This is a genomic window from Arthrobacter sp. ZGTC412 (assembly GCF_002929215.1).
Lineage (GTDB): Bacteria > Actinomycetota > Actinomycetes > Actinomycetales > Micrococcaceae > Arthrobacter.
On sequence record NZ_PJII01000002.1, the window covers coordinates 335,075 to 358,464 of the forward strand.

Sequence of the window (23,390 nt, forward strand, 5' to 3'; positions counted from 1 at the left end):
ACTAATCTCCTCTGGATTTTGGCCCCGGCGCCGCGTCCTCGGAACGGGCGTCAGGTTGTTCTGCGTCGGTGCTGGCCGCGGCGTCCTTGCCGCCCTTGAGGGCGTCCGGCGGGTCAACACGCGCAATCGTGTTGTCCTGGCCCGCCCCGGCGGCCACCGGGCCTGCAGGCGTTGCCAGCACTTGTTCATGTTCCCACGTTCTGGCGGCGATGTAGCGAACGGCCGAGTTTGCGACGGCGAGGATGGGCACCGAGAACAGCGCGCCGGGAATCCCGGCCAGGTAGGATCCGGCCGCTACCGACAGGATCACAGCCACGGGATGCAAAGCTACGGCCTTGCCCATCACCAGGGGCTGAAGGATGTGACTTTCCAGCTGCTGCACCAGCAGGACTATGCCGAGCATGATCAAGGCGTTGATGGGGCCATTGGCCACCAATGCAAGCAGTACTGCTATGGCACCAGTCACCAGTGCACCCACGATGGGGATAAACGAACCGATGAACACGAGCACACTCAGTGGCAGCGCCAGCGGGACGCCGATAATCGCCGCACCCACGCCGATGCCCACTGCATCGACAAATGCGACGAACATCTGGATGCGCGCATAGCTCACCATCGATGCCCAGCCCTTGCGCCCTGCGCCGAACGTCGCCGCCCGCGCCTTCCGGGGCAGCAGCCGGACGAGGAAAGCCCAGATCCGGTCGCCTTCCAGCAGGAAAAAGATGAGGACGAAGAGCGCGAGTACCAGTCCCGCCGCGAAATGCCCCGCGGTGCTGCCGAAGGACAGTGCACCGCTGAGGATACTGCTGGTGTTGTCCTGCAGCGCCGTCGTGGCTTCCTGCAGGTACCTGTCAATCTGGTCTGCCGTCAGGTGGAGGGGCCCCTCGGACAACCAGTCCTGTATCTGGCGTATGCCGGTCAGCGCTTCAGACCAGAGCTCCCCGAATCCCGCGACGAGCTGCCTGCCCACCAGTGCCAGTGATCCCCCGATCAGGCCCAGGAAACCCACCACGGTAATGGCCACTGCCGCACCGCCGGGTACCCTGCCCCGTTTCAGCCAGCTCACCACGGGACTCAGGAGCCCGGCCAGAAGAGCCGCAACCATCACCGGAATGATGAGGAAACTAATCCCCCTCAGCAGCCACACGAGCGCACCACCCACAAGGAGGATGAGTCCCAGGCGCCAGGCCCAGGACGCGGCGATACGCACCCCGTAGGGAATGTCCTTGTCCAGTTCACGGTCTGTCAGAACCCGCAGCGGCGCAGTTCCCGTTGCCGGTGCAGCGGATGGTTGCCGTACTGGGGGTTGAGGGTCGGGCGAAACGGGATCCTCGGCTGGCGTCATAGCCTAATAATTCCCCAGCCGTGGCCTAATGGGAAACTGCTAGCCCGCGGCCCCTGCGCGGTAATCGATCCCCCATGACATGGTGAAGGACTCTCCCGGCTGCAGCCAGCGGAGGCCGTCGCCGGAGTTGAAGGCATTGGCGGGACCGGTCATGGGTTCAACGGCCACAGCCCTGCTGCGGCCGGGGTACTGAGTACTGACATAAACGTGGACGTACTGGCAGGAATCGTCCTGCCAAAGGCTCACCTGCCGGCCATCCGGCCCCGCCAGGGTGTGACGGGCCTTGCCGTCCTCGAACTGCAGGCCGGTCAGGGCGACGTCCACGCTTAGCGGCGCGATGTGCAGCCCTGCCCGGAAGTCCGTGTCGCCCTGGACCGGAGCGCTGCTGCGCGGAATGAGGCGCTCGTCGGCGAGCAGCTGGGTATCGGCAGAAACAGTCAGCACCAGTTCCTCTGTGTCCGTGTCCCCCAGCCGCAGGTACGGGTGTGCCCCCAGGACGAACGGCGCCGGTGCCTTGGCATCGTTGACCAGCGTCTGGCGGACCACCAGTCCCAGGTCTTCGGTGAGGAGGTACTGCACACGGTGCCGTGCCAGGAACGGGTAACCGTGCTGCGGAAAAATGGTGGCCTCGAGCGTTACCGAATGCTCGGACTCGTCAACCAGCGCGTAAGAGGCGTTGCGGAGGAGTCCGTGGCTGGCGTTGTGGCGCGCCACCTCTGTGATGGCCAGCTGTTGCTTTTTGCCGTCCAGGAACCACTGCCCGTCTTCCACCCGGTTGGCCCAGGGGGCCAGCGTAATCCCGCACCCGCCCGGCGGAATCTGGTCATCGCCGTAGGTTTCCGTCAGCTGGACGCCCGCCCTGCTGAACAAGCGGAGTCCGGCGGCCAGTTCGGTGACCACTGCCAAGGCGTCTCCCCGCCGGAGTTCATACTGCCGGCCGGTCGCATATGCCCGGTAGCCTGAAGCGACGCTGGTTTCGAGGGGTGAATCGGAAGTCATGAGCAATACCGTACAGCGCCGCCCGTTGCCCGCGCACCCGACCGCTGTTCTATTTTGTTTGCTTCTATTCCTTTTTGAGCGACTCGTGACACAATATTGTTAAGTTGCGGCAACACCCAAAGGACGGTTCATGACGGGAATCACCAGCACCAGGCTCTCCGACGGCAGGGAGCTGATCTATTTTGATGACGCCCACGCCCCCAAAGCGCGGATGGCGGATACCACCACGGACCACCGCGGCCTGCCTCCCAGGGGCGAGCCGGGCGAAGTTCGTTTCGATGCCCTCACCGATGAATGGGTGGCGGTAGCAGCCCACCGCCAAAGCCGCACCCATCTGCCGCCGGCGGACCAGTGCCCCATTTGCCCGACTACCGCCGGCAATCCTTCAGAGATACCGGCTGACGACTACGACGTCGTTGTGTTCGAGAACCGCTTCCCGTCGCTTGGCCCGGCCCTGGGCGCGGTCCCTGCTGAAACGGCCTGGGGAACAACGGGACCCGCCTACGGCCGCTGCGAAGTGGTGGCGTTCACCCCGGCCCATACCGGATCCTTTAGCGGCCTGAGCGAAGCCCGCTCCCGTACAGTGATTGAGGCTTGGGCGCAGCGCACCGAAGCCCTGAGCGCGCTCCCCGGCATCAAGCAGGTCTTCCCCTTCGAAAACCGCGGCGCGGATATCGGCGTAACCCTCCACCATCCGCACGGCCAAATCTATGCCTACCCCTACGTCACCCCGCGCGCAGGTGTCCTGGGCGCCGCTGCCCGGAAGTTCTACGATGCGGCGGACGGCCGGGAGACCCTCACGGGCTCGCTGCTGCGCTCCGAAGGCGAAGACGGCAGCAGGATGGTCATGGAGGGCGAAAACTTCAGCGCCTACGTTCCGTTTGCTGCCCGCTGGCCGCTGGAGATCCATCTGGTTCCCCACCGCCAGGTTCCCGATCTGGCAGCGCTCAGCGGGGAGGAAAAGGATGAACTGGCGCATGTCTACCTTGACCTGCTCAAACGGCTGGACGCGCTCTACCCCACGCCCACGCCGTACATCTCCGCGTGGCACCAGGCCCCGCTGGACGAACTGCTGCGTCCCGCAAGCTACCTCCACCTCCAGCTGACTTCCCCGCGGCGGGCCGCCGACAAGCTGAAGTTCCTCGCCGGTTCGGAGGCAGCGATGGGCGCCTTTATCAATGACACCACTCCGGAAAGCGTGGCCGAGCGCCTGCGCAACGTCACGGTTCCGGCTTCAACACCCTCCACCGCTGCCCTCCGGGCAGCCCTGCCCGAAGGAGCTCCCGCGTGAGTGCCGCATCCGACCCCGCGACCACACCACACGGCACCGGTGCCGAGGACCTGGCCGCCCGGTTTACCCGGGAGTTCGGCGGGGTTCCCGCCGGCATCTGGCAGGCGCCGGGACGCGTGAACCTGATCGGGGAACACACGGATTACAACGAGGGGTTTGTCCTGCCCTTCGCGATTGACCGGACCGCACGCGTGGCAGTAGCAGTGCGCCCTGATAATTCCGTGCGGCTTTTGTCCACTTACGGGGACCAGGGCGTGGTGACCACCTCGCTGGACTCCCTGCAGCCCGGCTCGGGCAAGGGCTGGACCAAGTATCCGCTGGGTGTCATGTGGGCGCTTCGCCAGCGGGGCATCGACGTGCCGGGCGTTGACCTGCTGCTGGACTCGAACGTCCCGCTCGGCGCCGGGCTCTCCTCCTCCCACGCCATCGAATGCGCTGTCATCTCCGCGCTGAATGAACTGACCGGCGCCGGGCTGCAGGCAGAGGACATGGTCCTGGCCACACAGCAGGCCGAAAACGATTTCGTGGGGGCGCCCACGGGGATTATGGACCAGTCCGCCTCGTTGCGCGGCTCCAAGGGCCACGCCGTCTTCCTGGACTGCAGGGACCAGAACGTCCGCCTGGTTCCGTTCGAAACGGAGCCGGCAGACCTCGTGATGCTGGTCATCGACACCAAGGTGTCCCACTCCCATGCCGACGGCGGCTACGCGTCCCGGCGCGCGTCCTGCGAGCTGGGCGCCGAGGTGCTGGGCGTTAAGGCACTGCGGGATGTCCAGGTAGGCGAACTTGAGGAAGCGTCCGGACTGCTGGACGAAGTGACGTTCCGCCGCGTGCGCCATGTGGTCACCGAGAATGACCGCGTACTCCAAACTGTGGACCTGCTGGCGGGCCAGGGGCCGGCAGCGATCGGCCCACTCCTGGACGCCAGCCACGCGTCCATGCGCGATGACTTCGAAATCTCCTGCCCGGAGCTCGACCTGGCCGTGGAGGCTTCCCGCGCCAAAGGCGCCATCGGCGCCCGGATGACCGGCGGCGGGTTTGGCGGTGCCGCCATCGCGCTCACACCGGTGGATTCGGAGCAGATGGTGCGCGACGCCGTCGTCAAGGCTTTCGCTGCTGCCGGGTTCACCGAGCCGGACATCTTCACCGTGACTCCGGCAGCCGGCGCGGCGCGGATTGCCTAGTTCCCCCAAACAGCTGAGGGCCCTACCTTCCGGTAGGGCCCTCAGCTGTTAATTGGCTACTGCACGGCGTCCGACGGCGGGATGTCGCCGAGGTTTGCTAGTCGTCCCCTCGCAGGATGGCGAGCAGACGGATGATTTCGACGTAGAGCCATACCAGGGTGACGGTGAGTCCGAAGGCGGCAGTCCAGGAGAAACGCTGCGGGGCTCCGCTCCGGACGCCCGCTTCGATGCTGGTGAAGTCCATGACCAAAGAGAAAGCCGCGAGACCGATGGCCAGGATGCCGATGGCGATGCCGATGATGCCGCTTCGCAGCCCGAACGGTTCCGTGGTCAGACCCGTTACCATCATGACGAGGTTCACCACGGAGAACAGTGCGTAGCCAACGATTGCGATCATAAAGAACTTCATGGCCTTAGGCGTGGCGCGGACCTTGCCGCTCTTAAAGAGCAGGAGCGTCACGGTAAAGACGGACAGCGTGCCGAGGACAGCCTGAAGCCCCACACCCGGGTACATAGTGTCCAAAACCCGGGTGAGGCCGCCGAGGAAGAGGCCTTCAAGGCCGGCATAGGCAAGAATCAGCGCCGGAGAGGGCTGCTTCTTGAAGGTGTTGACCAGTGCCAGCACGAAGCCGCCCAGTGCGCCCACGATCATTAGGAGTGAAGCAAGGCCCATGCTCACGAACATGGTTACAGCGGCACCGACGAGCAGCACTCCGAGGCAGGCCGCGGTCTTGACGATGACGTCGTCGAACGTCATCCGTCCGGTATCAGCTGGACCCGCTGCAGGCTGGTTGTACATCTGCTGCAGCTGCTCGTCGGTCATGGGCTGTTGTCCGTAGCCCGGCTGGCCATAAGGAGCCTGACCGTAAGGGACCTGGCCATACGGCTGCTGGCCGTAGGAAGCCTGGCCGTAAGGAGCCTGGCCGTAGGGAGCCTGCGGGACAGGCGGTGCCTGGGTGGCTCCACGGAAGCTTTTTCCGTTGAAGATCGGGTTGCCGCCAAGTGCCATTGCGGGATTCCTCCAATAGGGGATGTGTTGTGAACCTTATGGTTTACGCTACCAATTTTCACGTCCTCGCACCGCTAAAAGTTCCCCGCAACCCCGGGTGCAACCCAACCGTGACGTGTTGAACCCGGCAATGCCGTTTGATGACGGACTCCAGCAGGGTGGCAGGCCCGTCCGGAAGCACCATGATTCAACAAAGGTTTCCTCCGGCTTTACCCACGGTTCGGGCTCCCGGCACCGCCCAGTTGTTATCTGATCGCTACCCTGACGCCCCCAATCACGGCATTTATCAGTTCTTCCGGGCTGTAGCATAAGCCAAGCAGGGTGACGGAACTCACATGCGTGACGGGTGCAGGGCGTTATGGCATCATCCCAGCCCTGCATCCGTTCGCAGCGGTTGCAAAGGCGCAGCCGAGACCGCCCCCCAAGTGGAGGTTTTCAATTTGAGAAGTACATCCCAGGGCCTGCGGGCCGGAGGACGCCGCAGGTTGCTAAGACTGTTGGGAGCCATCAGCGCATCCATCCTGGCAATCCTCCTCGTGGCGGCCCCGGCATCCCAGGCCACTTCCCCCTCACCGACACCATCCCCGTCGAATCAAACCTTCCAGAACAACATCAGCGGCTTCCTGCGCGATGATGCTCGCGCGCCACTGGCCGATGTGACCATCACCGCCACGAGCGGCGACTTCACGGGCACCGCCAAGTCGTCAGCGAACGGCTCCTGGAGCATTGGGGTACCCGAGCAGGGCACCTACACGGTGGAGTTGGACGAATCCACCCTGCCGGAGGGCATCACCCTTGCGGAGGGTCAGGAAAATCCCCGCGACGTTACGTTCAGCCAGACGTCCAACCTGTCGGTGATCTTCGCCTTCGGCAAGGGCATCGTGGTCCAGCAGCAGGACTTCGGTCAGAATCTGCTTAACCGCCTTGTGGCCGGGTTGAGCTTTGGTTTGCTCCTGGCGCTGGCGTCCGTGGGACTCTCGCTCATCTTCGGTACGACGGGCCTGACAAACTTCGCCCACGGCGAGATGGTTACCCTCGGTGCGGTTCTGGTGTTTGCATTCAATGCAATGGGACTTCCGTTCTGGCTGGCCATCATCCTGTCGCTGCTTGGCGGCGGATTGTTCGGCTACGTCCAGGACAGGGGGCTGTGGCGGCCGCTGCGGCGCCGCGGGACGGGCCTGGTGCCCATGATGATCGTCAGCATCGGCCTTGCCCTTGCCGCCCGGTACGTCATCCAGTTCTTCTTCGGCGGCGCCACCCAGCAGCTGCCGTTTGCCCAAAGCCCGGAAATCCAGCTCGGGCCGGTATCCATTTCGCCCAACAACCTCTGGTCGCTGGGCATCAGTGCTGTGGTGATCGCCCTGATCGGCATCGTCCTGCTGAAAACCAGGCTGGGCAAAGCCACGCGTGCAGTGGCGGACAACCCCGCCCTCGCGGCGGCGTCGGGTATCGACGTCGACGGCGTGATCCGGATTGTCTGGATCACCGGCGGCATGCTGGCCTCGCTTGGCGGCATCCTCTGGGCGTACTACCGTCCTGGCGTAACCTTCGACATGGGCTCCGCGATCCTGCTGCTGATCTTCGCCGGAGTGACCCTCGGCGGCCTGGGGACCGTCTTTGGTGCCCTGATCGGTTCCATTATCGTCGGCATCTTTGTGGAGCTGACCACCGTGTTCGGCCTCGCCGCCGACCTCAAATACGTGGGAGCCCTGTTCATCATGATCGTTGTCCTCTTGTTCCGGCCGCAGGGAATCCTGGGCCGACGCGAGCGCGTGGGTTAGGAGACAGCCATGGACTTTGGATTCATTCTTGCCAGCGCCGCCGGGGAGATTTTCAGCCCCACGACGGCGGCCTACGCTCTGGCCGCACTCGGCCTCGCCGTTCACTTCGGCTACTCCGGGCTGCTCAATTTTGGCCAGGCCGGCTTTATGGCCGTCGGCGCCTACGGCTTCGCCATCTCAACCCTCACCTTCGGCGCCCCGTTCTTTGTGGGGCTGCTGATCGCCGTCATTGCTTCAGCGATTTTTGCCCTGCTGCTTGGCATCCCCACACTGAGGCTGCGCGCCGACTACCTCGCCATCGTTACCATCGCGGCGGCCGAAATCGTGCGGTACGTCGTGACCACCAACCAGCTCACCTCGGTGACCGGATCGGCCAACGGGCTGGCTGCCTTCGAAGGGGGGTTCTACTCCATGAACCCGTTTCCTGAAGGCTCCTACTTCGGCATGAATAACCGTGACTTCTTCATCCGTGTGGTGGCGTGGGCGCTGGTCATCCTCTGCTGCACTCTGGTGTGGCTGCTCATGCGGAGCCCTTGGGGCCGGGTGCTTAAAGGCATCCGCGAAGACGAGAACGCCGTGCGTTCACTGGGCAAGAACGTCTATGCCTACAAGATGCAGGCCCTCATCATCGGCGGCGTACTGGGTGCCCTCGCCGGTATGGTCTTTACCCTCCCCCGAGGATCGGTGCAGCCGGCAAACTACGGAACGGAACTCACGTTCTTCCTCTACACCTGCCTCCTGCTCGGTGGCATGGCCACCGTCCTCGGGCCGGTCATCGGCGCCATGATCTTCTGGGTGGTCCTTTCGCTGACCCAGGGGATCCTCTATGGCCTGATCGAGTCAGGTGCCGTCACGTGGCTGAACACGGTCCAGGCCGGGCAGCTGCGCTACATCCTGGTTGGCGTCGCCCTCATGCTGTTGATGATCTTCAGGCCGCAGGGCGTCTTCGGAAACAAGAAGGAGCTGGCGTTCGCATGAGCAAGCACAGCGAAGAACCCACCACCGCACGTGCCGGGGAACCGGACTACATGACCGACAGCCGTCCCATAGCAGCCGGCGAAACCGGCCCCGGCTGCAAGAAACGGGATCCTATCGTCGTCGCCGAGAACGTAACCCGAAGCTTCGGCGGCATCAATGCGGTGGACGTCGACTACCTGGAAATCCCCCGCCACAAAATCACCGCTTTAATCGGCCCCAACGGAGCCGGCAAAACAACCCTGTTCAACCTGCTGACCGGGTTTGATACGCCGAACAGCGGCAAGTGGCAGTTCGAAGGCCAGAGCCTGGCAGGGGTGTCCCCCTACAAGGTCGCCCGGATGGGAATGGTGCGAACGTTCCAGCTCACCAAGGTCATGGGCAAGCTCACCGTGATGGAGAACATGCGCCTCGGCGCCTCGAACCAGCCCGGTGAGAGCCTCGCCAAGGCACTCTTCAAGGGCATCTGGGGCGGCAGGGAGAAACAGATTACCGCCGAGGCCGATGTCCTGCTGGAGAAGTTCAAGCTTGACGCGAAAAAGGACGATTACGCAGCGTCCCTTTCCGGCGGCCAGCGCAAACTCCTGGAAATGGCCCGTTCCCTCATGGTGCGGCCCAAGCTGGTGATGCTTGATGAACCCATGGCAGGAGTCAACCCTGCGTTGACGCAGTCCCTGCTCGATCACATTAAGAACCTCAAAGCCGAAGGCATGACGGTTCTCTTCGTCGAACACGACATGCACATGGTCCGGCACATCGCCGATTGGGTGGTGGTAATGGCTGAGGGCAAGGTGGTGGCGGAAGGTCCGCCGGGGGAAGTCATGAAGAACCCCGCGGTGATCGACGCCTACCTGGGCGCCCACCATGACGTGGACCTTGGAGACTCCGAGGGCATCAAGGAACTTGCAGCAGAACTCGTGGCTGACGAAGAATCCATCGTCGGAACGGAAAACGCGGGCATCATCGCCGTCGACGTCGTGGCCGGAGAGGGCGACAACCCCGCCCCCACCGAGGATGGCCGGCCTCAGCGCGACCAACCGTTCGGCCGCCACGGAAGCACGGAGACCGGCACCACAGAGAAGGACAGCCAATGAGCAGCACAAGCGCGGCACCCGCCGCTCAACCAGTCAGTGACAGCGACTCGGTGGTCAAGGTCACCGACCTGGTGGCCGGTTACCTTCCCGGGGTCAACATCCTGAACGGCTGCAGCATCGAGGCCCGCAAAGGCGAACTGATCGGCATCATCGGCCCCAACGGTGCGGGTAAATCCACGCTGCTGAAAGCAATGTTCGGCCTCGTCAAGGTCCATTCAGGAACAGTGGTGGTGCGCGGGCAGGACATTACGGGACTAAAAGCAAACAAGCTGGTGAGCCGGGGCGTAGGTTTCGTCCCGCAAACCAACAACGTCTTTGCCACCCTGACCATCGAGGAAAACCTGCAGATGGGCATGTTCCAGCGTCCCAAGGACTTCGCGGAGCGGTTCGACTTCGTCACCAGCCTGTTTCCTGAACTCGGTAAGCGCCGGGCCCAGCGTGCCGGCTCCCTCTCTGGCGGCGAGCGCCAGATGGTGGCGATGGGACGCGCGCTGATGATGGATCCGGCAGTGCTGTTGCTCGACGAGCCGTCCGCGGGCCTCTCCCCCGTCAAGCAGGACGAAACCTTCCTGCGCGTCCATGAGATCAACCGCGCCGGAGTATCGGTGATCATGGTGGAACAAAACGCCCGGCGCTGCCTGCAGATCTGCGACCGTGGGTACGTCCTGGACCAGGGCCGGGATGCCTACACGGGCAGCGGCCGTGACCTGATGAAGGACCCCAAGGTCATTCAGCTTTATCTGGGCACGCTGGCCGATACCGTCGAGTAAAGGCCCAACCGCCACACAAAGAACCCCTGTCCGGTTGGACAGGGGTTCTTTGATGTTGCGGGTGGTGTTACAGCTTGCCGAACTCCGACTGGAGCGGCTTGAGCTTGTTGTCGTTGGTGTACTCGTAGATGCCGATGTAGGCCTCTGTGGGGTCGCCGGCGTCGGAGAAGGTTACAGGGCCGGACTGGCCGTCGTAGTCGATGTCCTTGCCCTCACGCAGCAGCGTGACGCAGGACGGGAAGCTGGTGCACTTCTCACCCGATTCCGAGACCCCCTTGAGCTGCTTGGCGATTTCAACACCGCTGGTGCTTCCGGCAGCCTCGGATGCCAGTGCAATCAGGTTCACGGCATCGTAGGATTCACCGCCGTAGGTGAAGTCCTTCAGCGCCGGGTCCACTTCAAGAAGCTTCTTGGTGAAGGATTCGTTGGCGAAGGTTCCCGGGAAGGTGCCGTGGGCGCCTTCCATGGTGCCGGGCTGGAAGTCCTTGCTGTAATCCGAGGTGTTGCCGTCCACCAGGAACATCTGGTTGGCCTTCACACCCTTGCCGGTCATCAGCGGCACGATGCTCTTGGCCTGGTCAAAGGTGATCAGGGCGATGGCATCGGGCTTGGCTGCAATAACCTTGTCCACCTGGCTGCTGAACTGGGTATCGCCCTCGTTGAAGAGCTCCTCAGCCACCACCTTGCCGCCGGCTGACTCGAACGCTGCCTTGATGTTGGTCGCCAGCCCTGTGCCGTAGGCGTCGTTCAATACGATCATGCCGACAGTCTGGGCACCGCAGGTGACCATGTAGTTACCCAGGACCTTGCCTTGAAGAACGTCGGAGGGCGCCGTACGCCAGTACAGGCCCTTGTCGTCCCACGTGGTGAAGTCCGGTGAGGTGTTGGCGGGCGAGAACTGCAGCACACCGGCGCCCGTGATCTGGTTGATGACCGTCTTGGAAACGCCGGAGGAGGCTGCGCCGATGATGGCGCTGACACCCTGGCCAAGCAAAGCAGAGGTGGACTGGGTTGCGATGTCCGTCTTGGTGTCGCCCGAGTCGCGGTGGACTACCTGAACAGGCTTGCCGAGGACGCCGCCGGCATCGTTGACTTCCTTGATACCGAGGTTAACACCAGCAATTTCCGGTGGGCCCAGGTAGGCCAGCGAACCAGTGGTGGGCAGGAGAGAGCCGAGCTTCAGCGGGGTCTTGGTTGTGCCCTTTGACGGAGGGACCGCGCCGCCCGCGCCAGTCGCCTGGGCGGTGCTTCCGCCGGTAGAGCCGGGCGCCGGGCATGCGATGCCTGCCGCTGACCCGGTGGCGGTTTCGGACGCCGTGGGTGTGGACGAACCGCCGCAAGCCGTTGCCATAAAGGCGACGCCGATGCCAAGCGCTGTCAGCTTGGCAACGCGGGTTCCCGCCTGGGGGAATAAAGTCATTTACGAGCTCCTCGATCTAAAGGTGCGAACGGCCTTTGACACGAAAAATCAGGTGTTCCTGATGTAGCTTTCAAGCTAATGCATATGCACAGGGAAGATAAGTGAGAGAGGTCACACTTACATAACAGTCGTTGCATATGTGGAATTAAATGCAGGAAAGCCGCCCGCGGTGCGGACGGCTTCCTCTTCCGGCGGCCCCTGGCCGCCGGTTCTGCCAGGTACCCCAGGTGGGACTCGAACCCACAACACGCGGATTTTAAGTCCGCTGCCTCTGCCAATTGGGCTACTGGGGCAACGGCTCAATGGTATCCCGTCAAAGGCGTGAGAACGGTTCGGCATACCGGAATGTGCCATGGACACCGCCCGGCCACAGGGCGAGTGGCAGCAGTTGGAAATAATCGCCCCATTCATCCTCGGGCGGGAGCACACCCAACGTTGCGGCCGGGACAAAGCCGAAGCGGGAGTAGTATTCGGGGCTGCCGAGCAGGGCGATACCGATCTCCCCCGCATCGTTTGCCCTGGCAATGCTCTCCTTCATCAATGCAGAACCGATGCCGTGCCTCTGAAGCCGTGGGGTGACACCGATGGGGCCGAGGCCCAGCAGTTCCTGGCGGCCCACCCATCCGCGTGTGCTGATCACATGCCCCACCACCTCGCCGTCCAGGACCGCGACCAAGCTGAAATCGGGGAGGTACTCCTTGGCGTCGAAGAGCTCCCGGAGCACGTTGACCTCCACCGGTTCCCCGTCGGCAGGTAGCCCGGTGGCCGGCGAGATGGCGAACGCATCCGCTGTCAGTGCGAGGATCGCATCCCGGTCCTCCGGAGTCTCTTCCCGCAGCAGGACTTCAGGCCGGGGTATCTGCCCGCGGCCTTGCCCAGGCGCGTTCTGCGCTGCGAGCTCAGCCAGAACCTCAAGGGCGCGGGGCGCGTCGGCCACGGGCACCAGCAGGTGGTCGTGGTGGAACCCGGCAAGGACATTGCAGCTGATCCTGGCATCCGTGAGGGCTTTGCTGACGGCGGCGGTGAGTCCCACGGCTTCCAGGGCGGAGTGGATCTGCAAGGTGATCCAGGCGCCCACGAAGTCGTAGGACAATCCTTCCTTGTCCGCCTGCGCACGGGGCAGGACCACAGTGAGGCCCTCAGCTTCCCGTACTGCCGCTTCGATGCCGGACGTCAGTGGCCGCCCGTGCGGCCACAGGACGTAGACGTACTCACCCGCGCGCCGGACCGGGTGCATCCCTGCCAGCAGGGCTTGAAGGTTCTTCTCGCCAGTCATGCTGACCAGTCTAGAAGGCGGTGCCGGCGGCAGGGCGGATGCTTTCTGGAAAACGCGAACGGCGGCCATCCCCCAAAAGGGACAGCCGCCGTCGTGCGCTGATGCAGGCCGGTCTATTTAACGCTGGCCGGGAGCACTTGCGCTGTCGTGGTGGCGGTGGAGCCGGAGCCGCCGGCCACCGGCGCAGGAGCGTCCGCAGCGGGTGCGGCGGCCGGCTTGGGAGCCGGAGTAGCTGCTGCCACGAAGGCGCCGCGCGGGTTGTCCAGGTCCATCAGCTGCGTGGTGTCGCGGCCTGCGAAGAAGCTGAGGATCCAGTTGAAGACCACACGGAACTTACGCTCGAACGTGGGCATGGCCATGCCGTGGTAGCCACGGTGCGCGAGCCAGGCGAGCCCGCCCTTGAGGCCGATGCTGCCCACAAGGTTGATGTTGGCAACGCCTTTCCACTCACCGAAGCCTGCAACAGCGCCCAGGTTCTTGTGCTTGTAGTCCTTCAGCGGCTTGTCCCAGCGGGAGGCCCACAGGTTCTTGGCGAGGCGTTTGGCCTGGCGGAGCGCATGCTGGGCGTTAGGGACGCAGGTGCCGTCCGGGAGGCCCTTGCCGGTCAGGTCCGGCACGGCGGCGACGTCGCCGGCTGCCCAGGCGTTGTCGATGATGCCTTCATCGCCTGCAACCCGGAGGTCCGGCAGAACGCGCACGCGGCCGCGGGGCTCGAGCGGGAAGTCGGTGGAGCGGACCATGGGGTTGGCCTGCACGCCGGCGGTCCACACGAGGGTGTCCGTTTCGAACTCCTGGGCGGGGGTCTTGTCCGGGAGGTTGATGAGCTTGAGGCTGCCCTCGGCGTTGTCCAGGGACGTGTTGAGGAGCACCTCGATGCCGCGGCTGCGGAGGTGCTCCACAACCCATTCCGCCTGCTTGGCGGTGACTTCCGGCATAATCCGGCCCATGGCCTCAACCAGGACGAAGCGGACTTCCTCCTGCTTGATGCGGGGGTTGTTCCGGACCGCAGCCCGGGCCAGGTCCTCCATCTCGGTGATGCACTCGATGCCGGCGAATCCGCCGCCCACCACTACGAAGGTGAGGGCCTTGGCTCGGGCAGCGGGGTCGGTCATGGTGGAGGCGACCTCGATGCGCTCCAGGACCTTGTTGCGGAGGGCAACAGCTTCCTCGATGGTCTTCAGGCCGATGCCCTTGTCCGCGAGGCCCTTGATGGGGAACGTACGCGTGATGGCACCTGCGGCCAACACAACGTCGAAGTAGGGAACCTCAAAGTGTGCGCCGCCATCAGCGGGAGCCACTACGGCGGTGCGGTTGGCGTGGTCGACCGAGGTCACGCGGCCCTGGATCAATTCGGTCTGCTTAAGGTGCTGGCGGTGGGAAACCACAGCGTGGCGCGCCTCGATGTTGCCACCGGCCACCTCGGGCAGGAACGGCTGGTAGGTCATGTACGGCAGTGGATCCACGAGGGTGACGATGCCACCGGCATTCGCGATCTTCTTCTGCAATTTGAGTGCTACGTACAGGCCGACGTACCCGCCGCCGACGACGAGTACCCTGGGACGGTCCTGGAGCTCTGGGGTGGTTGCCATAGATCAAGGATACAGCAGTTTGTGAAAATCTTCACTAACTGCCCAAAAGCTACAGGGCCTAGGTCTGACGCTTGGAATCCACCCTGCCAATCACGCCTGTGTCGGGCTCCTCCGCCGGCTCCGTCGGTCTCCCCGCCGCCCGCCGGAGCTGGATCACCGCTGCCGCGATGATCGCCACGAACAGCAGGCTAAACCCGATCACGACGGCGGCGCCGAGGGCACTGTCCCGCTGCGACGGCGGCTCGGCCGCGGGTACGGTGGCCTCCGGCAGGGTGGGCACCGCGCTGGGGACTTCCGCGGTGGGCAGCGGCGCGGGGGTGGCAAAGTTGCCCCGCCGGTGGACCCGGATCCATTCACTGATGGAACCAAGCGGGTTTGCAGCTGCTTCGGGCACGTCGGCCTTCAGCGCCGCCTCTGCGTTGAGGACCCCGAAGCCGTAAAGGGGATCCTTGCCGGGGGCTCCGGCGTCCTTCGCCGTTGAAACAATCCTGTTGACTACCTGTTCGGCGCTCATGTCCGGCCACTTGGAACGGATCAGCGCGGCAACGCCGGCAACGATGGGTGTGGAGCCGGAGGTCCCCGCCCATTCCGCGTAGCTGCCGCCTGGCACGCCGCCCAGCAGGTTCTCCGCGGGCGCCGCTACGCCGATGCTGATTCCCTGGGAGGATGCATCAACGCTCGCTGTGCCCTTGCGATCCAGGCCGGCAACCGTGAGGACGCCGGGAATGGTGGCAGGAGCGCCCACCTGAATGTTCCCGCCCACCCGGTTGCCGGCGGCGGCCACAATCACTACGTCTTTTTGCTCGGCGTAAAGGAAGGCCGCGTCCCAGCTTTGCGGCCACTGCGGGGTGGTGCTGCCAAGGGAAATGTTGATGACCCTGGCGCCGTTGTCCACCGCCCAACGGACGGCCTCGGGGATCTGGTCCTGGTCGCTTTTGCCCGACGGGTTCGTTGAGCCCAGCCACGTGGAGACCGCGAGGATCTGGGCTTCCGGAGCTACCCCCACGATTCCGTCAGGGGGAAGGGCTCCGGGGCGACGCGAGGGCGAGGGTGAGGCTGAGGCTTTTGCGGGTTGGTGGCCGCGTCCTGCGAGCATGGTGGCCACCAGCGTGCCGTGTTCCGTCTTGGAGCCTACGCCCTTCTGGCCGTTTGGCTGTCCGGAACCGGAGGCGTCATAGCCGCCGGCAACGGCTCCCTTCAGGTCCGGGTGCTGGGCGTCCACGCCGCTGTCGATTACGGCTACCTTGACCCCGGCGCCCTTGGATACCTCCCAGGCCTTGGTGATGCCGGACTCTGCCAGCCAGTACTGCTTGTCGCGCCATTCGTCCGCCTGCGCCGCCGGGGCGGCGAACAGGCCGCTGACGAGGCAGCCGCCGGCCAGGACCAGCGCGAGCAGGGCTGCGCCGGTCCGTCCAAGCGGTGGTCTGATCCGGGTCGTGGATATCTGCATGGGCCGTCAGCCGATACTCAGGGCTATGCCGTCGAGGATGTCGTGTTCGCTGGCCGTGGCTGTGGCGATGCGCCCGCCGCTGAGCTCTGCCAGCCGTTCGAGGATCCGGCCCCACACCAGTCCCCCCGCGCCGATGACATCCACCCGGCCGGGGTGCATGTAGGGCAGGGCGGCGCGGTCCGACCGCGTCATGGCGAGGAGGTCGGCGGAGGCCGCCCGGACTGTGTCGAGGGGCAGTTCAGTGCCGTGAATCGCGTTTGGTGAATATTCAGGAAGGCGAAGGGCATGCGCGGTGATGGTGGTAATGGAACCGGCAACGCCCACGACGGCGGTGGCGCGTTCCAGGGGTACGTCCTGTCCGGCGCGGGCGATGGCGGCGTCCACGTCAGCTTCCGCGGCAGCTATCTGTTCAGCGGTGGGCGGGTCCTGGCGCAGATGCCGTTCGGTCAGGCGCACACAACCGATGTCCACGGACTTGGCCGCCGTCACCCCGGCTGCCGTACCCAGGACGAACTCGGTGCTTCCACCGCCCAGGTCAACCACCAGCACCTCCTGGCCATCAAGGATGGGCAGGACACTGCTGGCTCCGGCAAAGGACAGCGCCGCTTCCTCATCGCCGGAAATGACCTCAGGTTCCACGCCCAGGAGGTCCCGGATGCCGTCCACGAAGACGTCCCGGTTCCGTGCGTCACGGCTGGCGGAGGTGGCAACGAAACGGACCTTGACGGCACCGTGCCGCTTTATCAGGCTGGCGTACTCGGCGGTGGCCGCAAACGTGCGTTCCAGGGCATCCGGGGCCAATTCGCCGGTGGCGTCCACTCCCTGGCCCAGCCTGACTACGCGCATCTCGCGCACGACATCTTTGAGGCTGGTGGTTCCGTTGCTGCGGTCGATGTCCGCGATCAGGAGGCGGATGGAATTGGTGCCGCAGTCGATGGCGGCGACGCGGGTCATTTACCGGCCTCGGCAGTCCCGGAAGTCTTCCGGACCGGCGCGGGGCGGCCCACGATGTCCGGCAGCCCCTGCGGCCCGTGCCGGCTGAGGTCCCTGGCCGGGGCTTCACCTGTCGTATCCCAGGCGCCTTCGCAGTAGCACCTGTCTGTGGTCCACCACTCACTGATCGCGGAGATGGCCTGGTCTCCCAGCGGGTTGACTCCCGGACCGGCGGCGAGTGAATGCCCCACCAGGACGTGGAGGCACTTGACGCGGGTCGGCATCCCGCCGGCGGAAATCCCATCGATCTCGGGGACAGCTCCGATTCCGGACCGCTCACCGATGGCCGCGCGTGCTGCCAGGTAGGCCTCGTGCGCGGAGCGGTAGGCGTTGGCCAGTTCAATGTTACCGGCCAGCTGCTCGTTCATTTCGGTCATCACACCTGCTGCTTCCAGCCGGGAAACCGCAGAGGTAATGACCGGGTGAGTCAGATAGTAGGTGGTGGGAAACGGGGTTCCGTTGGCGAGGCGGGGAGCGGTTGCGGCCACCAGCGGGTTGCCGCAGACGCAGCGCGCGGGAATCTCGACGACGTCCCGGACCGGCCGTCCCAACTGGCGGCTCAGTACTTCCAGGTCTCGTGCTGATGGCTGGCGGGATGCGTCCCGGGCGGCTGCCGTGTTAAGTTCCACTGTCGCGGGCCGTCCTTCCTTTTGCGGTTCAGTCTGTGGCCGCGCGCGTGATGGACTCCCACAGGGAATCCACCCACGGCAGATCGGCGGGGTCTTGTGCTGCTGCACCGGTTTGGCTACTGCTTTCTCCGGCCGGCAAATCGCTGCCGAAGACCCAGTAGCCGGTTTCGCCCGGCATAACCATGTTAATGCGGTCGCGGGCCTGCTGTTTCACGTAGTTGGGGTCCTCCCAGCGGGAGACCTGCTGGCGCAGGCTGTCACCTTCGGCCACCCGGGCTGCGATGTCCGCATTCAGCGCTTCGATTTCTGCCCTTTTGTCGAAGAAGATCTTCACGGTGGGCGCCAGCATGATGGTAATGGCAATCATCACCACCGCCAGCGCGAGCATCCGGCCGGAAAACGCCTTGGCGGGGACGGGCTGCTGCTCATCCGCGGCGTCGGTGCCGGCCGCCGGGGAGGTGCTTTGGGAACGGCTCCCCTTCCCTCCGCCGGCAGGCGCGGTGACGCCGTGGGACCCGGATGCATTCCTGGAGCCGGGCGAGTTGCCACCCGATGCGTTGTCTGCCTTCGGTGCCGCAGCTTTCCCGCCGGCCCCGCGGGTGCCGGGCCTGTCTTTGGCGGTACCAAAATCCGCGCGAATGACATCCGCATCCCCGGCGGTTTCCTGGCGGGGTGGAGCGACCTTTGGGACTTTGGGACGGCGGGTAGCCATGACACTCCTGAAACACGCAGCCTGCCTGGGCCGCCACTAGCTGGGCTGGAACTAATACTGCCGAAACAACAACGGTGGCTATGGTCTTTCAACCATAGCCACCGCCGCGCAGTTGATGCGGCTACTAGCCCTTGAAACGCGGGAACGCGCTGCGGCCTGCATAGCGTGCGGCGTCGTCGAGTTCCTCTTCGATGCGAAGCAGCTGGTTGTACTTGGCAACGCGCTCGGAGCGGGCCGGGGCACCGGTCTTGATCTGGCCGGCGTTGGTCGCCACCGAGATGTCGGCGATGGTGGTGTCCTCGGTTTCGCCGGAGCGGTGCGAGGTGATGGTGGTGTAACCGGCGCGCTGGGCCAGGCTCACGGCGTCGAGTGTTTCGGTGAGCGAACCGATCTGGTTCACCTTGACCAGCAGGGAGTTGGCGGTCTTGGTGTCGATGCCGCGCTGCAGGATGGCGGGGTTGGTGACGAAGAGGTCATCACCCACCAGCTGGACCTTGTCGCCGATGGAGTCGGTGAGGGTCTTCCAGCCGTCCCAGTCGTTCTCGTCCAGCGGGTCTTCGATGGAGACCAGCGGGTAGTCGGCGACGAGTTCGGTGTAGTAGGCGCTCATCTCGGCGGAGGTCAGGGCCTTGCCTTCGAACTGGTATGCGCCGTCGCTGAAGAACTCGGAGGAGGCGACGTCCAAGGCCAGTGCGATGTCCTTGCCCGGGGTGTAGCCGGCGTTCTTGATGGCCTCCTGGATCAGGTCCAGTGCTGCACGGTTGGAGGGCAGGTTCGGCGCGAAGCCGCCTTCGTCGCCAAGGCCCGTGGCGAGGCCCTTTTCCTTCAGCACGGCCTTGAGGGCGTGGTAAACCTCAACGCCCCAGCGCAGGCCCTCGGAAAAGGTCTCGGCACCCAGCGGAACAACCATGAATTCCTGGATGTCGACGTCGGAATCGGCGTGCGAGCCACCGTTGAGGATGTTCATCAGCGGGACCGGCAGGACGTGGGCGTTCGGGCCGCCCAGGTACTTGTACAGGGGCAGGTCAGCCGAGGCTGCGGCTGCGTTGGCAACGGCCAGGGATACGCCGAGGATGGCGTTGGCGCCCAGCTTGCCCTTGTTCGGCGTGCCGTCAAGGTCCAGCATGGCCTGGTCGATGCTGCGCTGGTCCGTGGCGTCGAAGCCGGTCAGGGCAGGAGCGATCTGGTCGATGATGGCGTCAACAGCCTTCTGGACGCCCTTGCCGAGGTAACGGCCCTTGTCGCCGTCACGCAGCTCAACGGCTTCGTGCTCACCGGTGGAAGCACCGGAGGGAACTGCTGCGCGGCCGATCTGGCCGTCGGAGAGCAGTACTTCAACTTCTACTGTGGGGTTGCCGCGGGAATCAAGGATTTCGCGGGCGTGGATGGCATCGATAAGCGCCATGAATTTGCTCCTTATGGCTGATTAACGGGGGAAATACAGCTGAAAACTCGACGTACTCGTCACGGACCAGCGTAGTCGAGAGTGGTCCGGGTTACGGAAACCTATCCGGCCCCGGACGTCATGATGGTGCGGTTACCTCTGTTGGTGCTGGTCCGGGACACGCTGCTGGTAGTTCCGGACCGCGCCGCGCAGGGCACGCTCGGCGTCGAATCCGCTGGCGTGGGCAGAACGCACGACGGCGAGCAGCAGCTCGCCGAGCTCGTCCTCCGACGTGAAAGCGGGCACCTCCACCGGAGGTTCAACCACCGGTGATTGAAACCCAGCCCTCGCCGCGCGGTCGATGGACTTCTGCGCCCGGGCCAGCGCCGGGAGCGCCAGCGGGATGCCTTCGAACGGATCCCGCCGTTCCGGCCGCTCTGCCCGCTTCACGGCGTCCCACTTCTGGACGATCTCATCAACCGTGGCCGGAAAGCTGTCCTGCAGGGAGCCGTCCGGGCGGAACACGTGCGGGTTCCGGCGGACCATCTTGGCACTCAGGCCGCGTGCGACGTCGTCGAACGTGAAGGCCCCGCGCTCCTCGGCGAGCCGGGCGTGCAGCACCACCTGGAGCAGGACGTCGCCCAGCTCGCCCCGGAGCTCGGCGTCGTCCGTTTCCTTGCCCGTCCCGGCCTCGATGGTTTCCGCCAGCTCGTAGGCCTCCTCCAGGAGGTACTCCACCAGGGACTCATGGGTCAGCGCGCCCATCCACGGGCAGTGCTCCCGCAGCTGTCCTATTTCGGTTATCAGCCGCTCAGTGGCCGTTTCAGCCAAGGTTTGCGTAGGCGTCGTTGATGTACTCCACCAGTGCTTCCTTCTCCTCAAGGGGCAGGAAGGATGCCTCGGCGGCGTTGAGGGTCAGCTCCAGCAAGTCGTCGAGATCGTAGTCGAAGGTTTCCACGAGGAGGTCGAACTCGTCGGTCAGGGTGACGCCGCTCATCAGCCGGTTGTCGGTGTTGATGGTGACGTTGAAGCCGAGCTGGTAAAGCATGTCCAGGGGGTGGCTCTCGATGCCGTCACCGAATCCGGCGATTGCCCCGGTCTGGAGGTTCGAGGACGGGCAGATCTCCAGGGCGATGCCGCGGTCGCGGACCCAGCTGGAGAGGTCGCCGAGGGTCACCAGGCCGATGGTGTCCTCGGCCTCGTCGTCGTCGTCGAACTCGACCATGATGTCCTCGGCGATCCTGACGCCGTGTCCCAGCCTCAGCGCCCGGCCGTCCACCAGCGCGGACTGGATGCTTTCCAGTCCGGCTGCCTCGCCGGCGTGCACAGTGGCCGGGAAGTTCTGCTGGGCAAGGTAGGTGAAGGCCTCTTTGAAGCGGGAGGGCAGGAAACCGTCCTCGGCTCCGGCGATGTCGAAGCCCACGGCGCCCTTGTTGCGGTGGCGGACGGCAAGCTCGGCGATCTCCTGGCCGCGGTCAGCGTGGCGCATGGCGGTGATCAGTTGGCCCACCTGGATTTCCCGGCCGGTCTCCCCCACGGCCTCGACGCCGGCCTCGAGACCTTCCTGCACCGCTTCCACGGCTTCGTCCAGGGTGAGGCCCTTCTGCAGATGCTGCTCCGGCGCCCACCGCACTTCGCCGTACACCACGCCGTCGTCAGCGAGGTCCTCGACGAATTCCTTGGCTACCCGGACCAGCCCTTCGGCGGTCTGCATCACAGCCACGGTGTGGTCGAACGTCTCCAGGTAGCGGACCAGGGAGCCGGAGTCCGCGGACTCCCGGAACCATTGGCCGAGCGCCACCGGATCGGTCGACGGAAGGGTGTGGCCTACGGCCTCGGCCAGTTCGATGATGGTGGCCGGACGGAGTCCTCCGTCCAGGTGGTCGTGAAGTGAAACCTTGGGCAGGTTCTTCAGGTCAAAATCGATGGCAGGGGCAGCGTCAACAATAGGCTCAGTCACGTACCCCACCTTAGGGTGGGCAGCAGTTCAATGCCAGCGGCTAGGTGGCGGCCGGTTCGCCGTCTGCGGCGGCTGCGGGTGCCATGACGGCGGTGCCGCCGGTTTGGCCGTCCCGTGCCCCGTTGGCACCGCCGTCGAGCCACTCATCCACTTCTTCGGCGTCATTGCGGGCAAGGTGCTTGTGCCACAACCGGAGCAGGTGGTCGATGAGGATGCCGAGCACAATAGCGAACACCACTGCAATGCCCGCACTGAGCAGAGGGTTGTGGTGCAGCCACGGGAAGGAACTCGCTAACAGGCCAATCCCGATGGAATACCCCACCCACGTGATGCAGGCGAAGGCGTCCAGCAGGAAGAAGCGGCGGTGGGAGAAGCCGGTGCTTCCGGCAACGTAATTGACAGCCACCCGGCCCCAGGGAATGTAGCGGGCAGTGAAGACCAGCACGGCGCCGCGCTTATCCAGTTCGTAGCGCGCCCAGCCGAAGGCCTTCTGGACCTTGGGCCGGCGCATCCACTTCCAGCGGTTCAGGCCGATCCGGCGTCCGAGCATAAAAGCCATGTTGTCCCCGGCAATGGCACCGATCAGGGCGGTGAGGCCAAGGATCCAAAGATTGGGCTCCCCGCTGTGGCGGGAAAACGCTGCAAGGGCCACGATGAGGGTCTCGCTGGGGACCACCATGGCGAAGCCGTCCACAAAGAAAAACAACAGCAGGACCGGGTAGATCCACCATTGGCCAGCTGCATGGAGCACGGCCTCATTAATAAACTCCACGCGGTCTTGCTCCTATGCAAAATGGCACCGGCCAAAGGTGACGCAGCCAAAGCGGAAATCGTTCCTAAGTGTCCCACGGCCGCGGCGCAATTCGCTACGCCCCGTCCTGCCCGAACAACGGTCCGGCTAGGCTTCTGGTTCCTTCATCCGTTCCACCATGGGAGGCCTGCGCCGGACCCGGTTGATGACGAGGTCCACCACAATCCCCAACGCCACGGCACATATGATGGCGATGACAGCGCCCAGGAGGTGGTTGTTTTCAAACCACTGGCCAAAGAAGAGGCCGATTCCCACCGAATAGGCCGCCCACAGGCTGGCCGACAGGACAGTCAGCCCCACAAAGCGCAGGTGCGGATAGTGCGTGACGCCGGCCGTGAGGTTCACCGCAACCCGGCCGATCGGGACGAACCGCGCCACGAGGATGAGCGAGGCCGGGCGCTTGCGCAACTCCCGGCCTGCCCACCGGAAGGCACTTTGCATGCGGGGGCCCCGCATCCAGGCCCAGCGCCGGGTGCCCACCCTGCGCCCGATCAGGTAAGCGATATTGTCACCGGAAAAGGCGCCCAAAGCCGCCACCAGCATCAGGACCCAGGGGTTGGGAACGTCCGCGGTGGCAGCAACGGCGGACAGACCCACCACCACTGACTCGCTGGGGATGGGCGGAAAGAAGCCGTCAATGATGCAGCATGCCAAAACAAGGAAGAGTACCCAGGGCTGTCCTGCTGCCGCGAGGATGAAGTCATTGATGGCCTGCATG

21 protein-coding genes and 1 tRNA gene are annotated in these 23,390 nt (G+C 64.6%); 6 read left to right on the forward strand and 16 right to left on the reverse strand.

What is annotated here, in order from left to right:
- Nucleotide 1 precedes the first annotated feature (1 nt).
- A complete protein-coding gene (locus CXQ88_RS04650) occupies nt 2-1,345 on the reverse strand; it encodes an AI-2E family transporter (RefSeq protein WP_104042991.1) in 1,344 nt (447 codons plus the stop codon).
- 39 nt (nt 1,346-1,384) lie between these two features.
- Nucleotides 1,385-2,344, reverse strand: a complete 960-nt coding sequence (locus tag CXQ88_RS04655) for an aldose 1-epimerase family protein (protein WP_104042992.1) — start codon at nt 2,342-2,344, stop codon at nt 1,385-1,387.
- A gap of 130 nt (nt 2,345-2,474) precedes the next feature.
- Here CXQ88_RS04655 and galT point away from each other — a divergent pair, with 130 nt between their 5' ends.
- Nucleotides 2,475-3,635, forward strand: coding sequence for a galactose-1-phosphate uridylyltransferase (galT, locus tag CXQ88_RS04660; RefSeq protein WP_104042993.1), 1,161 nt, complete (start codon nt 2,475-2,477; stop codon nt 3,633-3,635).
- The gene (gene galK, locus CXQ88_RS04665) at nt 3,632-4,819 is read left to right on the forward strand and encodes a galactokinase (protein ID WP_181037415.1); all 1,188 of its coding nucleotides are present in this window, start codon (nt 3,632-3,634) and stop codon (nt 4,817-4,819) included. The genes galT and galK overlap by 4 nt, the downstream gene beginning before the upstream one ends.
- 97 nt (nt 4,820-4,916) lie before the next feature.
- Here galK and CXQ88_RS04670 read toward each other — a convergent pair whose 3' ends face one another.
- Nucleotides 4,917-5,828, reverse strand: coding sequence for a Bax inhibitor-1/YccA family protein (locus CXQ88_RS04670; RefSeq protein ID WP_104042994.1), 912 nt, complete (start codon nt 5,826-5,828; stop codon nt 4,917-4,919).
- Nucleotides 5,829-6,313: 485 nt separating this feature from the next.
- Here CXQ88_RS04670 and CXQ88_RS04675 point away from each other — a divergent pair, with 485 nt between their 5' ends.
- From CXQ88_RS04675 to CXQ88_RS04690, 4 genes are read left to right on the forward strand one after another with little or no spacing between them, the layout of a single operon-like run.
- Entirely contained in the window at nt 6,314-7,609 is a 1,296-nt protein-coding gene (locus CXQ88_RS04675; RefSeq protein WP_373637700.1) for a branched-chain amino acid ABC transporter permease, read from the forward strand.
- A gap of 9 nt (nt 7,610-7,618) precedes the next feature.
- Complete coding sequence (locus tag CXQ88_RS04680) at nt 7,619-8,587, forward strand: branched-chain amino acid ABC transporter permease (RefSeq protein ID WP_104042996.1); 969 nt, start codon at nt 7,619-7,621, stop codon at nt 8,585-8,587.
- Complete coding sequence (locus CXQ88_RS04685) at nt 8,584-9,678, forward strand: ABC transporter ATP-binding protein (RefSeq protein WP_104042997.1); 1,095 nt, start codon at nt 8,584-8,586, stop codon at nt 9,676-9,678. Before CXQ88_RS04680 ends, CXQ88_RS04685 begins: the two co-directional genes overlap by 4 nt.
- Nucleotides 9,675-10,448, forward strand: coding sequence for an ABC transporter ATP-binding protein (locus CXQ88_RS04690; RefSeq protein ID WP_104042998.1), 774 nt, complete (start codon nt 9,675-9,677; stop codon nt 10,446-10,448). Before CXQ88_RS04685 ends, CXQ88_RS04690 begins: the two co-directional genes overlap by 4 nt.
- A 67-nt stretch (nt 10,449-10,515) precedes the next feature.
- On the opposite strand, the gene CXQ88_RS04695 is transcribed toward CXQ88_RS04690, so the two are convergent.
- The 13 genes from CXQ88_RS04695 to CXQ88_RS04755 all read right to left on the reverse strand — a co-directional run bounded on the left by CXQ88_RS04695 (nt 10,516) and on the right by CXQ88_RS04755 (nt 23,389).
- Nucleotides 10,516-11,868 carry an ABC transporter substrate-binding protein gene (locus tag CXQ88_RS04695; protein WP_104042999.1) on the reverse strand — a complete coding sequence of 451 codons (1,353 nt, stop codon included), beginning with the start codon at nt 11,866-11,868 and terminating at the stop codon, nt 10,516-10,518.
- A 219-nt stretch (nt 11,869-12,087) separates the two neighbouring features.
- Nucleotides 12,088-12,161: transfer RNA gene (locus CXQ88_RS04700), tRNA-Leu, on the reverse strand.
- Nucleotides 12,162-12,181: 20 nt separating this feature from the next.
- A complete protein-coding gene (locus CXQ88_RS04705; protein ID WP_104043000.1) occupies nt 12,182-13,144 on the reverse strand; it encodes an N-acetyltransferase in 963 nt (320 codons plus the stop codon).
- 113 nt (nt 13,145-13,257) lie between these two features.
- On the reverse strand, nt 13,258-14,733 hold the full coding sequence (locus CXQ88_RS04710) for an NAD(P)/FAD-dependent oxidoreductase (RefSeq protein ID WP_104043001.1): 1,476 nt from the start codon (nt 14,731-14,733) through the stop codon (nt 13,258-13,260).
- Between the two features lie 58 nt (nt 14,734-14,791).
- Nucleotides 14,792-16,183: a S8 family serine peptidase gene (locus CXQ88_RS04715; RefSeq protein WP_104043002.1), complete on the reverse strand. Its 1,392-nt coding sequence runs from the start codon at nt 16,181-16,183 to the stop codon at nt 14,792-14,794.
- A gap of 6 nt (nt 16,184-16,189) precedes the next feature.
- Nucleotides 16,190-17,137, reverse strand: a complete 948-nt coding sequence (locus CXQ88_RS04720) for a Ppx/GppA phosphatase family protein (RefSeq protein WP_104043003.1) — start codon at nt 17,135-17,137, stop codon at nt 16,190-16,192.
- On the reverse strand, nt 17,134-17,805 hold the full coding sequence (locus CXQ88_RS04725) for a DUF501 domain-containing protein (RefSeq protein WP_104043004.1): 672 nt from the start codon (nt 17,803-17,805) through the stop codon (nt 17,134-17,136). The genes CXQ88_RS04720 and CXQ88_RS04725 overlap by 4 nt, the downstream gene beginning before the upstream one ends.
- A 28-nt stretch (nt 17,806-17,833) precedes the next feature.
- On the reverse strand, nt 17,834-18,517 hold the full coding sequence (locus tag CXQ88_RS04730) for an FtsB family cell division protein (protein ID WP_104043005.1): 684 nt from the start codon (nt 18,515-18,517) through the stop codon (nt 17,834-17,836).
- A gap of 124 nt (nt 18,518-18,641) precedes the next feature.
- Nucleotides 18,642-19,922, reverse strand: a complete 1,281-nt coding sequence (eno, locus tag CXQ88_RS04735; RefSeq protein WP_104043006.1) for a phosphopyruvate hydratase — start codon at nt 19,920-19,922, stop codon at nt 18,642-18,644.
- 132 nt (nt 19,923-20,054) lie between these two features.
- The gene (locus tag CXQ88_RS04740) at nt 20,055-20,666 is read right to left on the reverse strand and encodes a MazG nucleotide pyrophosphohydrolase domain-containing protein (protein WP_104043069.1); all 612 of its coding nucleotides are present in this window, start codon (nt 20,664-20,666) and stop codon (nt 20,055-20,057) included.
- Between the two features lie 58 nt (nt 20,667-20,724).
- The gene (locus tag CXQ88_RS04745) at nt 20,725-21,861 is read right to left on the reverse strand and encodes an adenosine deaminase (protein WP_104043007.1); all 1,137 of its coding nucleotides are present in this window, start codon (nt 21,859-21,861) and stop codon (nt 20,725-20,727) included.
- A 40-nt stretch (nt 21,862-21,901) separates the two neighbouring features.
- Complete coding sequence (locus tag CXQ88_RS04750) at nt 21,902-22,633, reverse strand: DedA family protein (RefSeq protein WP_104043008.1); 732 nt, start codon at nt 22,631-22,633, stop codon at nt 21,902-21,904.
- Nucleotides 22,634-22,759: 126 nt separating this feature from the next.
- Nucleotides 22,760-23,389, reverse strand: coding sequence for a DedA family protein (locus CXQ88_RS04755; protein WP_104043009.1), 630 nt, complete (start codon nt 23,387-23,389; stop codon nt 22,760-22,762).
- Nucleotide 23,390: the final 1 nt, after the last annotated feature.